Source organism: Roseibium sp. (assembly GCF_025698965.1).
Classification (GTDB): Bacteria; Pseudomonadota; Alphaproteobacteria; order Rhizobiales; family Stappiaceae; genus Roseibium.
Genome location: NZ_JAILWL010000114.1, coordinates 1 through 14,791 on the forward strand (window position 1 = coordinate 1; position 14,791 = coordinate 14,791).

Sequence of the window (14,791 nt, forward strand, 5' to 3'; positions counted from 1 at the left end):
CTCAGAATGAAGTCGTATGGCGTCTGGCCACAATATGCCGTAAAGGCCCGACTTAAAAAACTCGAAGAAACACCGATCTCCCTTGCGAGTGCGGCAACGGTCAGGTCACCAGCAATATTTTCGTCAATGAGATCGGATACCTGTCGGAACCGTTTCATGGTCATCCACCTTGCCGCCTTCGAAGCAGGGGGCAGGTCTGAAACCGTGTCGCCCAATCGGTCGATCAGCATTTCATAGGACAATGGATCCTGATGCCGGTCGCCAAGGAGCCACTTGCGTAAACAAGATGCGATTGCAACGGCGCCCGCGATTTGAATGTTGGTCTGATAACGCGCTTTTGGCGCACGAATTGCCGGACCGCTGACCAGAAGATATTCACCACCGCTATCGGACGCAGATCGAATGTCGCAGCCGCAAGGTGTCAGGGCCAAACTATTGGGTAGGCGATAGTATGCCTCGTTCTTGTCGGAACCGATTGCGTGGCGGCCCGCCTGAGCATCAAAGGCGAAGCCAATGCTATCCACCGACGCAGTGAAACATGCATGATAAGCCCCCGCAGGCAGCAGAGTGAGCGTGTGACCCGCTGCTTCAATCGATAGTGGTTTGCAAGCTGTTTCCACGGTGGCGTTACCAATATTCATGATGGCCCAGGATGTTCCAGGAAATGCACTGACTCAAGCATGATCTGGTGCTGGATCGTATTTTGGTTCAGGATCCTGAAAGACTTGTTCTTCGCATTTGTGCAAGCTGCCTTCAGATAGATACCGGACCTGACCGAGACCGATCCGGTCCACTTTCCAGACAAAGTCGGCTCAATTCAAGGACACAGAATGAAACCGCTTTTCACGCTTGAAGACCTGGAAAACGTAATTCCGATCGTACGGCGGATAGTTCCCGAAACGCCAAGTTTTTGCTGGCCCTTGCTGCAACAGAGATACGGGTTCGAAGTTGTCGTCAAGCACGAGAACCACACACCGATTGGCGCATTCAAGGCCCGCAGTTCAATCGTATTCATCCAAAAACACATCGATGCTCATGGCCGGCCGGAGGGGGTTGTTTCCGCAACACGTGGCAACCATGGACAATCCATGGCGCTGGCAGCACGGCTATTGAACCTTCCCTCAACGATTGTCGTCCCGGAAGGAAACGCGGAAGGCAAAAACCGGGCAATGCAGGCTTTTGGTGCAAAACTTGTCATAGACGGCCGTGACTTCGACCAAAGCAAGTTGACTGCCGTAAAAATTGCGCGAGAGAGCGGATACCTGATGGTGCCGTCGTTCCATAAGAACATCGTTCTCGGTGTCGCGACCTATGCGCTGGAGTTCTTCCGGGCGCATCCGGACCTGGATGTGGTCTATGTTCCTGTCGGCATGGGGTCAGGCGCCTGCGGCCTGATCACGGTTCGCGATCTCCTTGGCCTGAAAACGGAAATCGTGCCGGTCGTGACGGAAAATGCACCGGCGTATCGGCTGTCCTTCGATGCGGGCAGTATCGTCAATACCGAAACCGCCCGGACCTTCGCCGACGGCATGGCCTGCCGTGAGCCGGTGCAACCGGCGCTGGATATTCTTGGCGCAGGCTCCGAGCGAATGGTCACAGTCACGGAAGACGAGGTCGCGGAGGCAATCCGCGTCTTTTACTCCGATACGCATAATCTTGCAGAAGGTGCAGGCGCAGCAGCACTCGCGGCCATGAGCCAGGACGCTGACAAGCTCCGGGGCAAAAAGGCCGGAGTGATCCTGACCGGCGGCAATCTGGACGAAACGGCAATGCGCACAATACTCGCCGGTGGAACGCCGACGGTCTGATTTCAACAGCCCTCAGGTCATACCCTCAGAAATTTGACTGCGCTGGATGACCTAAAGCAACGAAAGCCAGGCGCGCGCCAGTGCCGATCCAATTTCATCGGCTGTGTCGGCGTGTCGTCCGGCTTCGTCTTCGAAGCGCAGGTGCCAGTCCGGCGTATGATCGACAATCTCCTCGGCAAACACCTCGGTCCAGTTCCGGACTTCATCGCGACCGGTTTCGAAATGAAACTGAACCGCATAGGTCGCCCGTCCAAGACGGAAGGCCTGGTTCGGCGTCATGGCGCTTTCCGCCAGATGCACGGCGCCTTCGGGCAAAGTCATGGTATCCGTATGCCAATGGAACACGGGGCCGCCGTTGCCAAGCTCCTTCAGAACGGTGTCCGACCTTCCCTCGGCCGACGGAACAACGTCCCTCCAACCGAATTCGATGGGTTTGTCCAATATGTTGCTTGCGCCAAACGTCCGGGCAATGAGCTGTGCCCCGAGACAGATGCCCATCACCGGCCGGTCCAGCTCGTGAAACAACCTGATGAGACTGCAAACATCTGGCATATGAGGATAGTCTTCGTCGGCAAGTGCGTTCTGTGCACCCCCTAGGACAACCAAGCCATCGTATCGTTCGATGTCCTGTGGCAAAGGCTCCCCGAGATGGGTCTCGACCGTCGTCCAGTCCTGTGCGCTTTCCCTTGCGATCCTGGCGATCGTGCCAAGTTCGGTGTTCTTGTAGTTTTCGATTACAAGGAAAGTCATCGTATCTCCGGCTCGCCAGAAACCAGCTGTATCGCCCTGTTTGAATGCTCGCGACATTACGCATCTCCGGCATTGATGAGAAGATCAAAAACAATCATTTGAGCTGAAGCCGAGCCGCCTTCACATTGGAGATCAGACTTGGTCTCCCCAATTGTGTTCGAACGGAATTTTCATGAGCGTCGCCTCTCCTGCAGTCCATCGCGAATCCACCGGATTTACGCCGACAGACTACGGCCTCTATGCCGTAACCGTGCTCGCGTGGGGCTTCAGCTGGATTGCGATGAAGGGACAGATTGCAACAGTTGCACCGGAGGTTTCCGTTTTCTGGCGCTTTGTTCTGGCTGCTGCGATCATGTTGATCTGGGCCAGGTATCGCGGTCACAACCTGTCTTTCCGGTTGAAGGATCACCTCCGCTTTGCCGGGCTTGGCGCGTTCCTGTTTTCAACCAACTTTACCCTGTTCTACTACGGTGCGGCCCACCTGCCCTCCGGCTTGCTGGCGGTGATTTTTTCGACTGCCTCCATTTTCAACCTGTTCCTGGGTCTGATCCTCTTCGGCCAAAGGCCCAATCTGCTGGCGCTTGGGGCTGGCGTAATGGGATTTGCCGGTATCGGCCTGATGTTCTGGCCGAAACTTGCCGGAGCGGATTTCAACGCTCAGGCCGCCTTTGGCCTCGCCATGTGTATCGGTGGCACACTTTCCTTCTGTTTCGGCAATATGCTGTCTGCCGACACACAGCGTCGAGGGATCGGCGTCACTCCGGCAACGGCGTGGGGCATGGTCTACGGCATGTTGTTTCTGGGCGTTTTTTCAACCTTTCGCGGCCAGAGCTTTGCTGTGGAATGGTCGGTTCCGTATCTCGGCAGCCTGATCTATCTGGCGCTCATCGCGTCCGTTGTCGCCTTTGCTTCCTACCTGACGCTTCTCGGGCGCATCGGTTCAGCGCGTGCCGGTTATGCAACCGTCATGTTTCCGGTGGTCGCATTGACCTTGTCGACGATATTCGAAGGCTATCAGTGGACGCCACTGGCCGCCGCCGGACTGGTGTGCGTTCTCGGTGGCAACCTGCTTATGCTGCGGGCTCGCTGACGCCACGCAGTTCGGATGATCCGCAAAACTGGAAGTTTATTCAGCGGCCATCTGGCCGCCGCCATTGCCGACATTGCCAATCGCGGCAATCAGGTGATTGCACAACGTGTCGTGCATGGCTTCACGCGCAGTATCGGAGCGCAGCAATGCGATGTCGCAGAAAGGCAACGCCGGGAAGCCGTCCTTTTCGTCCAGAATACGCATTCCGTCCCGGATAGCGCTTTCGGGAAACACCGTGATCGCAAGCCCAGCCTGCACCGCCCCGACAAGCGCTGCCGCGCTTGAACTTGTATAGGAAACCCGATAGCGCTGCCCTGACCGGTCAAGCGCGTCCATGGACATACGCCGCCAGCAGCAAGTTGCCGGGCCGAGGGCCAGACGAATGACATCCTGCGTATGGGCACAATGTTGCATCGACGTGACCCAATAAAGCGGTTCACGCCGAATGATCTCGCCTCTGAGGTCCAGCGTATCACCGGAGGTGGTGATCGCGACATCCAGGACGCCTTCCCGGATAGCTTCGGTCAGCTTGCGGCTGCCGGAACATTCAACCTGGACATCGATGGATGGGTTGAGCCTGTTGAACGCGGCCAACACCTGGGGCAACAACCGGTCTGCGTAATCGTCCGGGACGCCGAGCTTCACATGACCGACTTCCTTCTGGCCGTTGAAGGCCGACAAGGTTTCGTCATTCAAGAGAATCATGCGCCGGGCGAACTCAACCAGTCGAAGGCCGTCCTCGGTCAACCTCGACTGACGACCGTCCTTGATGAAGATCGGTTGTCCGACCCTTTCTTCCAGACGCCGCATCTGCATGGACACCGCAGACTGGGTTTTGTGCACGGCCTCACCGGCCTTTGTGAAGCTTCCCAGTTCGGCGATCGCGAGAAACGTACGGAGCTGATCAATATCTAGTGCGTGATTCATGCGAGACCCTTTTTATGAGCCACATATCAGCCGGGCGATTTGAGATTCGAATTGATTGTTATAAAATACATCACAATTTCTTACACTTCAATCGGAAAGTTACTTTAACGGAAGCAGCGGTCCTGAAACAAAACCTGAATTCAAATCGATAAGTTTAATATTCAAATTCACTCAGCCGCATGAGGTACGGACAGGTTGTCCAGCGACGAAACAATGTGTTCGATCAACGCGTCCGTCACTCTGGAATTGTTGTGCCATGAACGCATGATTCCGATTTCACACTCGGGCAATCGAGGAAATCCGTCAGTTTCCGTGAGGACTCTCATTCCCGGCCGCAACGCCGATTCCGGTAAGACCGAGAGAGCAAGGCCTGCAATAACCGCTGCTCCGACCGCCGTGGAATTCCAACTCGAATACAACAGCTTGTGTTCGCGCATCTGATCGCTCAATACGTTGAGCGCCGCCTTTCGCCAATCACAGGTCGCCCGGCCAAGAGCGAGCGGCAGCGGAGATTCGTTTTCGACCGCGTGACGGGCCGACACCACCCAAAGAAGCGGTTCTCGCCGGACGACATCTACATTCTTGCGCCCTTTCTTTAGAACATGGGTGATGATGGCGACGTCCAATTCACCTTCAGCAATCATGTCGGCCAGATTGGGCGTCGGAGCACATACGACACTCACCTCGGCCTTGGGATTTGACCGGGAGAACCTGGCCAGGATCTCTGGAAGAAAGCGGTCAGCGTAGTCATCCGGGGTTCCTAGCCTGACAAGGCCAGCAAGTTCGGTATCGTCAAAGGCGGCCAGGGTTTCGTCATTCAGCTGAACGAGCCTGCGGGCGAAATGCAGCAATCTCTCACCATGCTCGGTCAGCTTGGACTGACGTCCGACCCGGACAAAGAGCGGTTTTCCGATGCGCTCCTCCAGACGCCGCATCTGCATGGAGACTGCGGACTGAGTCTTGTGCACACTGTCCGCCGCTCTGGTGAAGCTGCCGGTTTCAGCAATTGCCACAAAGGTTCGCAGTTGATCCAGATCGAGCATGACCGCCTCGCATATATAAGCAACGTTCATTCTTAGCATGGAATTCATTTAAGCATGAAATACTTTTGGACATGTTAGCGTTTTGGTCGGGAATACGCCCTCTGCAGATATCACATCACAAGATACGATCATTTATATCACAAACATTCGTTGGATTTATGTTTTGCGCGGAGGCATATAGAGGATGTTCCAAAACAAGGACTGCCAGAACTGGCACGGAACGAGCTGCCGGAAATGTCTCCGGCCGCTAACAGGAGACTATTGCCATGACCCACACTGCAACCAATACTTTCTTCGCTCTCTTCGGGCAGATGGCTGCCCGTGCATGGCGTGTGTTCAACAACCGCCGCCAGTTTGCAGAGCTCAAACACTGGTCCGATGATCAATTGAAGGACATTGGTCTGACCCGGAGCGATGTTCGACGAGCCTTGGCGCTTCCGTTCTATTCCGACCCGACATCTGTTTTGACCGGGTCCGCCTCACTTGGAACCTCTATGAATCTCAGTGCGGCCAACGCTCAAGCGAAGTCTCCGGACCTCAAGATCGTTGACGCCTGTCAGGACAAATGCGGCCCGCTCGCAGCCTGACACCCAACTGACCTCCCTTATGCAGCCCCTGTCGGCAAGCCTTGCTGACATTACCTGACCCGCCTTTTGGCGGGTCTTTTTTTGGCCGTTGATAAATTCAGACCGATCTAAGTGTTTCAAGCATTGGGCATTTCGTTGATCCAATCGAACAATTTGATGTCAGTTCCTCCAGAGCATCTTGGAGGTTCTTCAACTCGGCGATTTTTGCACGAACTTCCGATAACTGATTTCTGCCGAACTGCATGACTTCACCGCAGTTGACTGAATTCCCATTGGAAATAGCCAAAAGCCTTCGCACGTCTTGAAGCGGAAAGCCCAGTTCCCGGCAACGTCTAATGAAACGCAGTTCACCAATTTCTTGAGAAGTATAGATCCGTCGGCCATTTGCAGCGCGTGCGGGCTTGGAGGCAATACCCTCCCGTTCGTAGTAGCGGATTGTTTCGATGCCAACGCCACTGTGCCGCGAGGCTTCGCCGATTGTAGCCATGAAACCAGCCTCTTGATCCTGTAGTCACTACAGGAAGCATAATTCATCACGGCATTTCCACAAAGCCTGAAAGGACAACGTCATGAAGGGATTGGCCAGAGCTAGCTGTGCAAGTTCAATTACGGCAATCGGCGTTGCGAGCTGCTGCATTCTTCCAATGACGATGATGCTGTTAGGTCTGGGAGGAAGCTGGCTTGCTGTTTTTGGCAAAATTGCTGCCGTGAGTTATTATGTGCTTGCTTTTGCAGTCTTTTTGCTGGTTTTGACCTGGATAGTTTCGTTCAAGAGGGGCTCGATCGGGAAGTTCGCCTGGTGGCTAATTCCATCAACTGCACTTTCTATTGTCTCTTGGGTCATCGTTCTGAACGAAGCTCGCATCAATGATTTTTTGATTGGGATGATGTGAGAATGAACCAGAAGTCACTAACGTTGAACAGCCGTCTCACCTGCCCTGAATGTGGGCATATCGAGCTGGAAACAATGCCGACGAATGCATGCCAGTGGTTTTATCAATGCGTTTCATGTCAGACGTTGTTGAAACCGCGCCAGGGAGACTGCTGCGTCTATTGTTCGTATGGCACCGTTCCCTGTCCGCCGAAACAGACTGGTACAGGCTGCTGCGAACAGATGAGCCAGTCCGACTGAACACTCGGAGACACCTCAGCCGGACACTTACGAATCGTGATTGTTCCTGGAGGCCTTTTCGAAAAAACTGTCGAAAGCCTTGAACTGACTTGATTGAAAATCCCGCCCTGCCTCCATCCAGCCGGCAACCATTTCTTCAAATTCGGAACCTTCATCCGCCGGGTAATCTTCCTCGGGCGGTTGTTGTTCTTCTTCCGGTTCCGCTTCGTCTTCATCCGACGTCGTCACGATACTGGCCGGCTGAAGGAACGCTCCCCAGAACGATTGCATGGCATCGGCATAACCTTGCAGGTAATCCACCGGTGTCGGTTGCGGCTTGGGCCGCCCGCGGGCAAAACCGCGCAAGTAAGCGTCCAGAAGATTGCGGGCTTCGCCATGCACAAAGGGCCGCGCAATCTGGCCCATGGCCAGGGTGGCAGCCACGGGCATCATTTCCTGTATCGCGCCACTCTGAAGTCCGGTCAGGCCGGCGATGTGGGAAGCCAATGCCTGTTGCACCGCTTCGGGACCGAAAAACGGTGTTAGTGCCGATTCGGTCGGGTTCTGAAACAATCCCGCATAAACGGCAAAGGGATTTTGGGCAGCAGCAGCCAATGGTGATGACTGGTTCAGGAACTCGGTGAAACCGGGAACAGCGCTGCCGAAATAGCGAAAGCCGTTCAGCGCCGCCGGCATCAGCTGCTCCATCACCTGTGTCAAGTCTTCATTGGACCAGCCGAACCGGTCACGAACGTCTTCCGTCAACGAAAAGACATCGAACGGGGGAACCGTTTTATCGCCACCAATCATTACATCGCTCCGGTCAATCTGCCGCAAGAGCTTGAGAAACAAGAACTGTCTCATTCACAAACCCATGTGCCAGAGTGACCTGTTGCGGGCTTCAGGTCAATTCGTACAGACCCTTGCTCTTCCGGATCGCCCACATCTTGTCTGTCATCAGAGAAGGTCTGGGACATGCCCTTATCAAATAGACAGCAATGATAGGAGTGAATTTGCTCGGACAAGAGGCGTAAGACTGCGGAGAACTGTCTGATTTTCAACGTGTTACAACGACAATGCCGGGAAATTCGCATTGTTTCGACAGGACGCAAAACAGCCTCGATCTGCTGCGTCAAAGTGCTTAACCGGAAAGGCAGCCTGCTTTTTGCGCTTTTGCTTGCTTTTCGTTGCCGTTTGCCGCGCCATCGCAATCTATTTGATGCCGGTGCGGCCTAGTAGGCATATTCCCGGAACACTTGGGTGATATCGCCATTCCAGGAACCGTTATAGCGCTGCAGAAGTATGTCGGCCGGACACATTCCGGTTGCCAACCCTTCCTCGATCGGTGCCAGGTGAACACGCTCGTCGAGATCACCATCGCTCAACCGGTTGCGGCGTTTCAAGCCTTCCTGCGAAAGAGCAAGAACCTGTTTGGCGACATCCAGAACGGTGCCATCCCGGAAAGGGGTTTGCAGCGCCGTCTTCGGAACATCTCGGCGCAGGGCCGCGCGTTCTTCCGCACTCCAGTCCTTGACCAATTCCCAAGCCTGATCGAGCACACCACTGTCATACAACAATCCGACCCAAAGCGCCGGCAACGCACAAATGCGCCGCCATGGACCACCGTCCGCACCGCGCATTTCAATGTATTTTTTCAACCGGACATCGGGGAACAAGGTCGACAGGTGGTTGTTCCAATCGCCCAGGCTCGGAGTTGCGTCCGGGATCTTGCCTTCGAGCCCGCCATTCATGAACTGGCGGAACGTAGTGCCGGTTACATCGTAATAGGTGGCCCCGCGCTTGACGAAGTACATCGGTACGTCCAATGCCCACTCGACATAACGCTCAAAACCGAAGCCGTCTTCAAAGGCAAACGGCATGTCACCCGTACGGTCCGCATCCGTGTCGGTCCAGATCTGGGCGCGGAAGGACTTGAACCCGTTCGGGGTGCTGTCTGTAAAGGGCGAGTTTGCGAAAATCGCCGTTGCGATGGGCTGAAGCGCAAGACCAACCCGCATTTTGCGGACCATGTCGGCTTCGGTCGAGAAATCCAGATTCACCTGGATGGTCGAAGTCCGATACATCATGTCGAGGCCAAGCGAACCGACCTTCGGCATGTAGTTGGTCATGATGTCGTAGCGGGATTTCGGCATGCGAGGCATGTCCGCGCGAGACCAGGTCGGGGCCATACCGATCCCGAGGAATCCGATCCCGAGCGGTTCAGCCACCTGGCGAACGTGGGCAAGGTGCTGGTTTGCTTCCCGGCAGGTCTGGTGCAGGTTTTCCAGAGGGGCTCCGGATAGTTCAAACTGTCCGCCAGGCTCGATTGAAATCGCCCCGCCGCCCTGATCATCTGCCAGACCGATAATATTGCCTGCGTCCTCAATACGCTCCCAGCCGAGGAGGTTTTCCATGCCGGTCAGAACTGCTTCGACACCGTTTTTCCCCTCATAAGGAACCGGCGTAAGCTTTTCCAGGCAGAAACCGAATTTCTCGTGCTCGGTGCCGATCCGGAACTGGTCGTCCGGCTTACATCCTTCCTCAAGGGTCGCGGCCAGATCCGCAACAGTTTCAATCGGTGTGGTGTCGACCGTATCGCGGGCCATGAAACCGTCCTAAATTGCTGCGCGGCATTCAGCTACGGCGTCTCGACGCCCCCAACAAACCGCATTGATCCGGCGCGTTTTACGTAAACGCTTTTGAGCTTGCGTGATTTAGGTTTGTTGCAGGAAGAATGCAAGCAAGGAAAACGCCAGAAGCGCAAATCACGCAATTCTGAACACTGTTAACGCCTCGTCGCGTCCGCGCAATTCAACCGGTCCAAGGCTGGTCGCACTAAAACCTTCGGGCAATTGCGCCATGGTTTCTCCGCTTGCAAGGGCAATAACCTTTGCGTGCGGATCAACATGCTTGCCGTATTCCTGCAAACGCGCGGCGACGTTTACCGCATCACCAATTACCGTGTAATTCATACGGGCAGCCGACCCGATGTCCCCGACGACCACCTTGCCCGTATGCACGCCGATCCGCACACGCATGCTGGATATTGGAGAGTTTTCAATCCGGTCCGCAAGTGTCTTGACGGCGCGGATCGCCATGGCCGCATGGTCCGGCTGGTCGGAAGGCGCACCCCAAAAGGCCATCACGCCGTCACCCAGGAACTTGTCGATGGTGCCGTGGCTTTCGGCAATTGCCTGGGACACCGTTTCGAAATAGCCGTTCAGGTAGGCTGCTGTCTCCTGCGCTGACAAGTGGGAAGCCATGCCGGTGAAACCGGCAAGGTCCGTGAAAACGATTGTCATTTCGCGCAGTTCGATATTGCGCGAACTGGTCATGCCCTCTTCGATCAGGCGCGACACCAGTTGCCTGGGGACATATTTGGCAAACGCGTTCAAGGCACCGATCGAACCGTTGAAGGCCTGATTGACGTCGTCCAGTTCTGCAAGCCTGGATCTCGGCAACCGGTCGGCGGCCTCGAAGTCAAGTTGCCGCAATTCGGTTGCCGTGTGTGCCAGGCGCCCCAATGGCCGGCCCAGCATGCGGCCCACGGTAAACGACAAGATGGCCCCCACAATCAAGGCGACGATTGCTGCATAGAGGACGATCCGGGTCTGATCCAGCGCCGCGCCGAATTGATCCGCCTCGTAGAGCGTGCCCACAATCCAGCCCTTGGCCGGACCTGCATCCACATTGGTGAAAATGGCCGTAAACATGCCCCGGTCGCCCGGAAACACCCGACCATCTACTTCACCTGTCATATCGTGCGCCCGCTGCTGGTCGTCCCAGATCAGATGCAGCGGAGAATTCGTAAGGCTGCTGAGATCCGGCAAGGGCTTTTCCGGGCTGGCGGAAAAATCGCTTTCCGGTAATCCCTCAATCACAATCGCCTTGTCGCGCCCTGAAAGGAGGAACACTTCCTGGCGGCCTTCCCACGACATTTCATCCGCTATCTTCGCGAAAACAGGCTGCGGATAGTAGCCGACCAACATCTGGCCGTTGCCCATATCCAGCTCCGCCGCCATGACGGCAGTCGTGAACCCGTCCTTGTAGCGGAATTGCGACCAGGCAACGTGTGGCACTTCATCGGACGGTTCATCTCTCAGAACCGTGCGCCCGAGTTCCAGTTTCACACCTTCAGGCAAAAGCCGGTGATAGGGAACCAGCTTTGCATCGGAGAACCGCTCCCCCGAGGCTGCGGCATGAACGCCGATCGACCGGTAGAGCTGCTCCTGTTCCTGGAAGAACTGCCTCAAGGTTGCTTCATTGCCTTTCAGCACAGCCAGAGCCTGCTCATCCAGCAACCGTCCAGCGATCCGCCTGTCCGCGGACGCCATATAGGAAATGATAATGCCGCAAATGACCACCAGCAGCAGCGAAAACACCAATCCAAGCGCAACACCGACCGGAAGCCGAAAGCGTTTTCGGTCCGACTTCGCATCCGCTGCGATACCAGGATCCTTCACACCAGCTTTGTCCGGGCTTCCGCTGCCATGGGCCGCGGAAGCACCGGGTGGAAGAATTTCCTGCTGCATAAAGTTATCTCCAATCCCCCACCGTGGCCTGTATGACCGTCAAGGCGGCGACTGCGGCCGTATCGGCCCTTAAGATACGCGGTCCGAGAGGAATAATGGAAACAAAATCAAGGCTGCGCAATTCAGCCCGTTCTTCTTCGGAGAAACCGCCTTCCGGTCCGATCAGAACGGCCAGCGGTGGCGGACCGACCTCCTTCATCTGCGCCAGCGTCAGAAGCGGATTGTCTGTTCCCTCGGCTTCATCACAGAATAACAGGCGGCGGTCCGGTTGAGTTTCCGGCCAGACGGCTAGGACATCCTTTAGCGGCTGAGGTGACAGAACCTCCGGGATCGACAACACTCCGCATTGTTCTGCGGCTTCGATCACATTGGCTTCCATCCGCTCCAGATTGACCCGGCTCGATTGGGTGTGCTGGGTCATCACCGGCTTGAGACTGCCAACACCCATTTCAACCGCTTTTTGGACCATGTAGTCGAGCCGGGCATGTTTCAGCGGTGCGAACATGTACATCAGGTCGTTGCGATCGGTTTGCTCGCGCGTGCGCTCCATGATCATGAGCGCGCATTCCCGTCGGCTTGAACTGGCTATTTTGGCAAGCCATTCACCGTCGCTGCCATTGAAGACCAGAACATAGTCACCATCCTTCAACCTCAGCACATTCATCAGGTAATTCGCCTGACCCCGATCCACCTCGATCCTCGCGCCCTCGGCAAGGATATGCCTCAAAAACAATCGCTGCATTTTGAACTCATATTTTCCCATTTGTTCTACGTAGGCGCTCGATTGTGTGGGTTTCAAGGCGGATACATCACTGCATCCAATGCTTCACATATTTCGATAATCCGAGTCGCGGCCTGCCCATATTGTTTTTTGCCATTTGATTGGCCACGATAGGGTCTTGAGCGCCTCCAGGTTGCAATTTTTCCGGCCCCCGTGGTGCAAAACAGCCAAGATGTACACCACCACAGGGAACCAAATTGTCCGGATCAAAACTCACCAACTGGTGCCTCGGGGGGATCCTGCCACTTTCCAGGTCTCGGATTGCTCCCGAGGTTTTTGCCGGTCTGACCCTAGCCGCAATCGCGATTCCGGAAGTGATGGGCTACACCAAGATCGCCGGCACACCTGTGATCACCGGTCTCTACACACTGCTTTTGCCGATGGCGTTGTTTTCGCTTTTCGGCTCGTCACGCCATCTGGTGGTGGGAGCCGATTCAGCCACTGCCGCGATCCTGGCAACCAGCCTTGCCGCACTGGCGACGACCGGCTCTGAGCATTACCTGGCACTCGCAGGGTTTCTGGCGCTGATGGTCGGTGTTCTGCTTGTGGCGGCAAGCATTGCCCGTATCGGGTTCATGGCCGATTTCCTGTCACGCACCGTGTTGACGGGATTTCTGACTGGTGTCGGCATACAGGTTGCGCTCCATTCCCTGTCTGGCATGAGCGGCGTTACACTGCCTCATTCGAATAGCCTGGAAACCTTATTGAAGCTCCTGCCGACCATTTCGACAGTTAACACAAGCGCGGCGGCTGTTTCTCTTGGTGTTCTGGCCATTATTTTCGGCTTGAAACTGGTTTCGAAAACAATACCCGGTCCGATTGTCGCCCTGGCCCTTGCGACTTTCCTCAGTTGGTATTTCGACCTGAAGTCCCATCTTGCCGTCGTGGGAAGCGTGCCTCAGGGATTGCCGAGCCTGTCGCTGCCGGCAATCGACTGGTCGATTGACCTGGTCTGGCAGCTTGGCCCGGCCGCCCTCGCGATGCTGATGGTGATCCTTGCGCAAAGCGCGGCGACAGCCCGCGCTTATGCAGCAAAATACGATGAAGATCTGGCTGAAAGCACAGACCTCAGAGCACTGGGTCTGGCCAACCTTGGCGCGGGATTGACCGGAACTTTCGTTGTGAACGGCAGTCCTACAAAAAGCCAGATGGTGGAAAGCGCCGGTGGTCGAAGTCAACTTTCGATGCTGGTTACAGCAGCCGTTGTTCTTCTGATCCTTTTGTTTTTTACCGATCTGCTTGCCCACCTGCCCGAAGCGGCACTGTCCGCGCTCGTCTTTACGATCGGTGTCGACCTGATCGACCTCAAAGGCCTGGGCAACATTTATCGCACGCGCCGTCCGGAATTCTGGGTTTCCATGGCAACGATCATCGTGGTTGTTGCCGCGGGTGTCGGTCCGGGCATCGTTCTTGCCATCGTATTGTCATTGATCGTTCACACCCGCCATGGCTATCACCCGACAAATGTTCTGCTTGAAGGCGAAGACAACGGGACGTGGCGCGCCCGACCGCTCAAATCCAATGCGCTGGCCGCCCCCGGTCTGATGATCTATCGTTTCACCCACAGCATGTACTATGCCAATTCCGACCGGATGGCCGGTGAAATTCGAGCTTTGACAAACCGGCGACACCTGGACCTCAAATACTTCTGCATCGATATTTCCTGCGTCGATGATGTGGATTTTACAGCCCTGCAAACGCTCAAGACATTGAAGGCCGAACTTGATGGCAGGGATGTCGAACTCCTGTTTGAACATATGCTGGACGATCCGACCGCTCACAGCCGGCTACAGTTGATTGCGGCCTTTGGCGAGAAGAGCATTCTGGCCACCATCGACGAATTGCTGACCTACACACAGACTTCTGCGGTAAAGCCGTCAACGGGCAAAACCTGCCCTTGACGCTCTCTCTTAAACTGTCCAGTTTTCGGATAGACAAAGGGAATCATCAGTGTCCGAAACATCCTCGAACGTCGCCGAATTCTCCGTTTCCGAGATATCGTTCTCCATCAAACGCACGATGGAAGATGCCTTCGGTTATGTGCGCGTGCGCGGGGAACTGGGAAGGATTTCGCGGCCAGGTTCAGGGCATATCTATCTGGATCTGAAAGACGACCGGGCCGTACTCTCCGGTGTTATCTGGCGCGGTGTTGCCTCGAAACT

The 14,791-nt window shown here is 55.5% G+C and carries 16 protein-coding genes; 7 read left to right on the forward strand and 9 right to left on the reverse strand.

Translation table 11 applies throughout. The annotated features are described in order from the left end of the window. Nucleotides 1-641 (reverse strand): AraC family transcriptional regulator (locus K5905_RS11400; protein ID WP_297583758.1); only part of this gene is annotated, 641 nt, incomplete at its 3' end. 189 nt (nucleotides 642-830) lie between these two features. Here K5905_RS11400 and K5905_RS11405 point away from each other — a divergent pair. Next, nucleotides 831-1,808 (forward strand): threonine dehydratase, encoded by a 978-nt coding sequence (locus K5905_RS11405; protein ID WP_297583761.1) that lies wholly within the window; start codon nucleotides 831-833, stop codon nucleotides 1,806-1,808. 51 nt (nucleotides 1,809-1,859) lie between these two features. Here K5905_RS11405 and K5905_RS11410 read toward each other — a convergent pair whose 3' ends face one another. Next, nucleotides 1,860-2,615, reverse strand: coding sequence for a type 1 glutamine amidotransferase (locus tag K5905_RS11410; protein ID WP_297583764.1), 756 nt, complete (start codon nucleotides 2,613-2,615; stop codon nucleotides 1,860-1,862). A 115-nt stretch (nucleotides 2,616-2,730) separates the two neighbouring features. Here K5905_RS11410 and K5905_RS11415 point away from each other — a divergent pair, with 115 nt between their 5' ends. Continuing rightward, complete coding sequence (locus K5905_RS11415; RefSeq protein ID WP_297583767.1) at nucleotides 2,731-3,648, forward strand: DMT family transporter; 918 nt, start codon at nucleotides 2,731-2,733, stop codon at nucleotides 3,646-3,648. Nucleotides 3,649-3,684: 36 nt separating this feature from the next. Here the strand turns inward: K5905_RS11415 and K5905_RS11420 are convergent, their stop codons facing one another. Together K5905_RS11420 and K5905_RS11425 are read right to left on the reverse strand one after the other, a co-directional pair. Further along, nucleotides 3,685-4,575, reverse strand: a complete 891-nt coding sequence (locus K5905_RS11420; protein ID WP_297583771.1) for a LysR substrate-binding domain-containing protein — start codon at nucleotides 4,573-4,575, stop codon at nucleotides 3,685-3,687. A gap of 167 nt (nucleotides 4,576-4,742) precedes the next feature. Beyond that, nucleotides 4,743-5,618 carry a LysR substrate-binding domain-containing protein gene (locus K5905_RS11425; protein ID WP_297583774.1) on the reverse strand — a complete coding sequence of 292 codons (876 nt, stop codon included), beginning with the start codon at nucleotides 5,616-5,618 and terminating at the stop codon, nucleotides 4,743-4,745. 266 nt (nucleotides 5,619-5,884) lie between these two features. Between K5905_RS11425 and K5905_RS11430 the strand changes: the two genes are divergently transcribed. Next, the gene (locus K5905_RS11430; RefSeq protein WP_297583777.1) at nucleotides 5,885-6,205 is read left to right on the forward strand and encodes a DUF1127 domain-containing protein; all 321 of its coding nucleotides are present in this window, start codon (nucleotides 5,885-5,887) and stop codon (nucleotides 6,203-6,205) included. A gap of 97 nt (nucleotides 6,206-6,302) precedes the next feature. Here the strand turns inward: K5905_RS11430 and K5905_RS11435 are convergent, their stop codons facing one another. After that, nucleotides 6,303-6,692 (reverse strand): MerR family transcriptional regulator, encoded by a 390-nt coding sequence (locus tag K5905_RS11435; RefSeq protein WP_297583780.1) that lies wholly within the window; start codon nucleotides 6,690-6,692, stop codon nucleotides 6,303-6,305. Between the two features lie 82 nt (nucleotides 6,693-6,774). On the opposite strand from K5905_RS11435, the gene K5905_RS11440 reads away from it, so the two are divergent. Together K5905_RS11440 and K5905_RS11445 are read left to right on the forward strand one after the other, a co-directional pair. Further along, nucleotides 6,775-7,098 carry a hypothetical protein gene (locus K5905_RS11440; protein ID WP_297583783.1) on the forward strand — a complete coding sequence of 108 codons (324 nt, stop codon included), beginning with the start codon at nucleotides 6,775-6,777 and terminating at the stop codon, nucleotides 7,096-7,098. 2 nt (nucleotides 7,099-7,100) lie between these two features. Continuing rightward, nucleotides 7,101-7,337, forward strand: a complete 237-nt coding sequence (locus tag K5905_RS11445; RefSeq protein ID WP_297583785.1) for a GDCCVxC domain-containing (seleno)protein — start codon at nucleotides 7,101-7,103, stop codon at nucleotides 7,335-7,337. A gap of 27 nt (nucleotides 7,338-7,364) precedes the next feature. Here K5905_RS11445 and K5905_RS11450 read toward each other — a convergent pair whose 3' ends face one another. From K5905_RS11450 to K5905_RS11465, 4 genes are all read right to left on the reverse strand, one after another. Next, complete coding sequence (locus K5905_RS11450) at nucleotides 7,365-8,126, reverse strand: DUF937 domain-containing protein (protein ID WP_297583787.1); 762 nt, start codon at nucleotides 8,124-8,126, stop codon at nucleotides 7,365-7,367. A gap of 422 nt (nucleotides 8,127-8,548) precedes the next feature. Continuing rightward, nucleotides 8,549-9,922, reverse strand: a complete 1,374-nt coding sequence (locus tag K5905_RS11455; RefSeq protein WP_297583790.1) for a glutamate--cysteine ligase — start codon at nucleotides 9,920-9,922, stop codon at nucleotides 8,549-8,551. Nucleotides 9,923-10,081: 159 nt separating this feature from the next. Beyond that, entirely contained in the window at nucleotides 10,082-11,848 is a 1,767-nt protein-coding gene (locus tag K5905_RS11460) for an adenylate/guanylate cyclase domain-containing protein (RefSeq protein ID WP_297583793.1), read from the reverse strand. A 4-nt stretch (nucleotides 11,849-11,852) separates the two neighbouring features. Beyond that, nucleotides 11,853-12,590 (reverse strand): 16S rRNA (uracil(1498)-N(3))-methyltransferase, encoded by a 738-nt coding sequence (locus K5905_RS11465; RefSeq protein WP_297583796.1) that lies wholly within the window; start codon nucleotides 12,588-12,590, stop codon nucleotides 11,853-11,855. 236 nt (nucleotides 12,591-12,826) lie between these two features. Here K5905_RS11465 and K5905_RS11470 point away from each other — a divergent pair, with 236 nt between their 5' ends. Continuing rightward, nucleotides 12,827-14,530, forward strand: coding sequence for a SulP family inorganic anion transporter (locus K5905_RS11470; protein ID WP_297583798.1), 1,704 nt, complete (start codon nucleotides 12,827-12,829; stop codon nucleotides 14,528-14,530). Between the two features lie 49 nt (nucleotides 14,531-14,579). Beyond that, nucleotides 14,580-14,791 (forward strand): exodeoxyribonuclease VII large subunit (locus K5905_RS11475; RefSeq protein WP_297583800.1); only part of this gene is annotated, 212 nt, incomplete at its 3' end.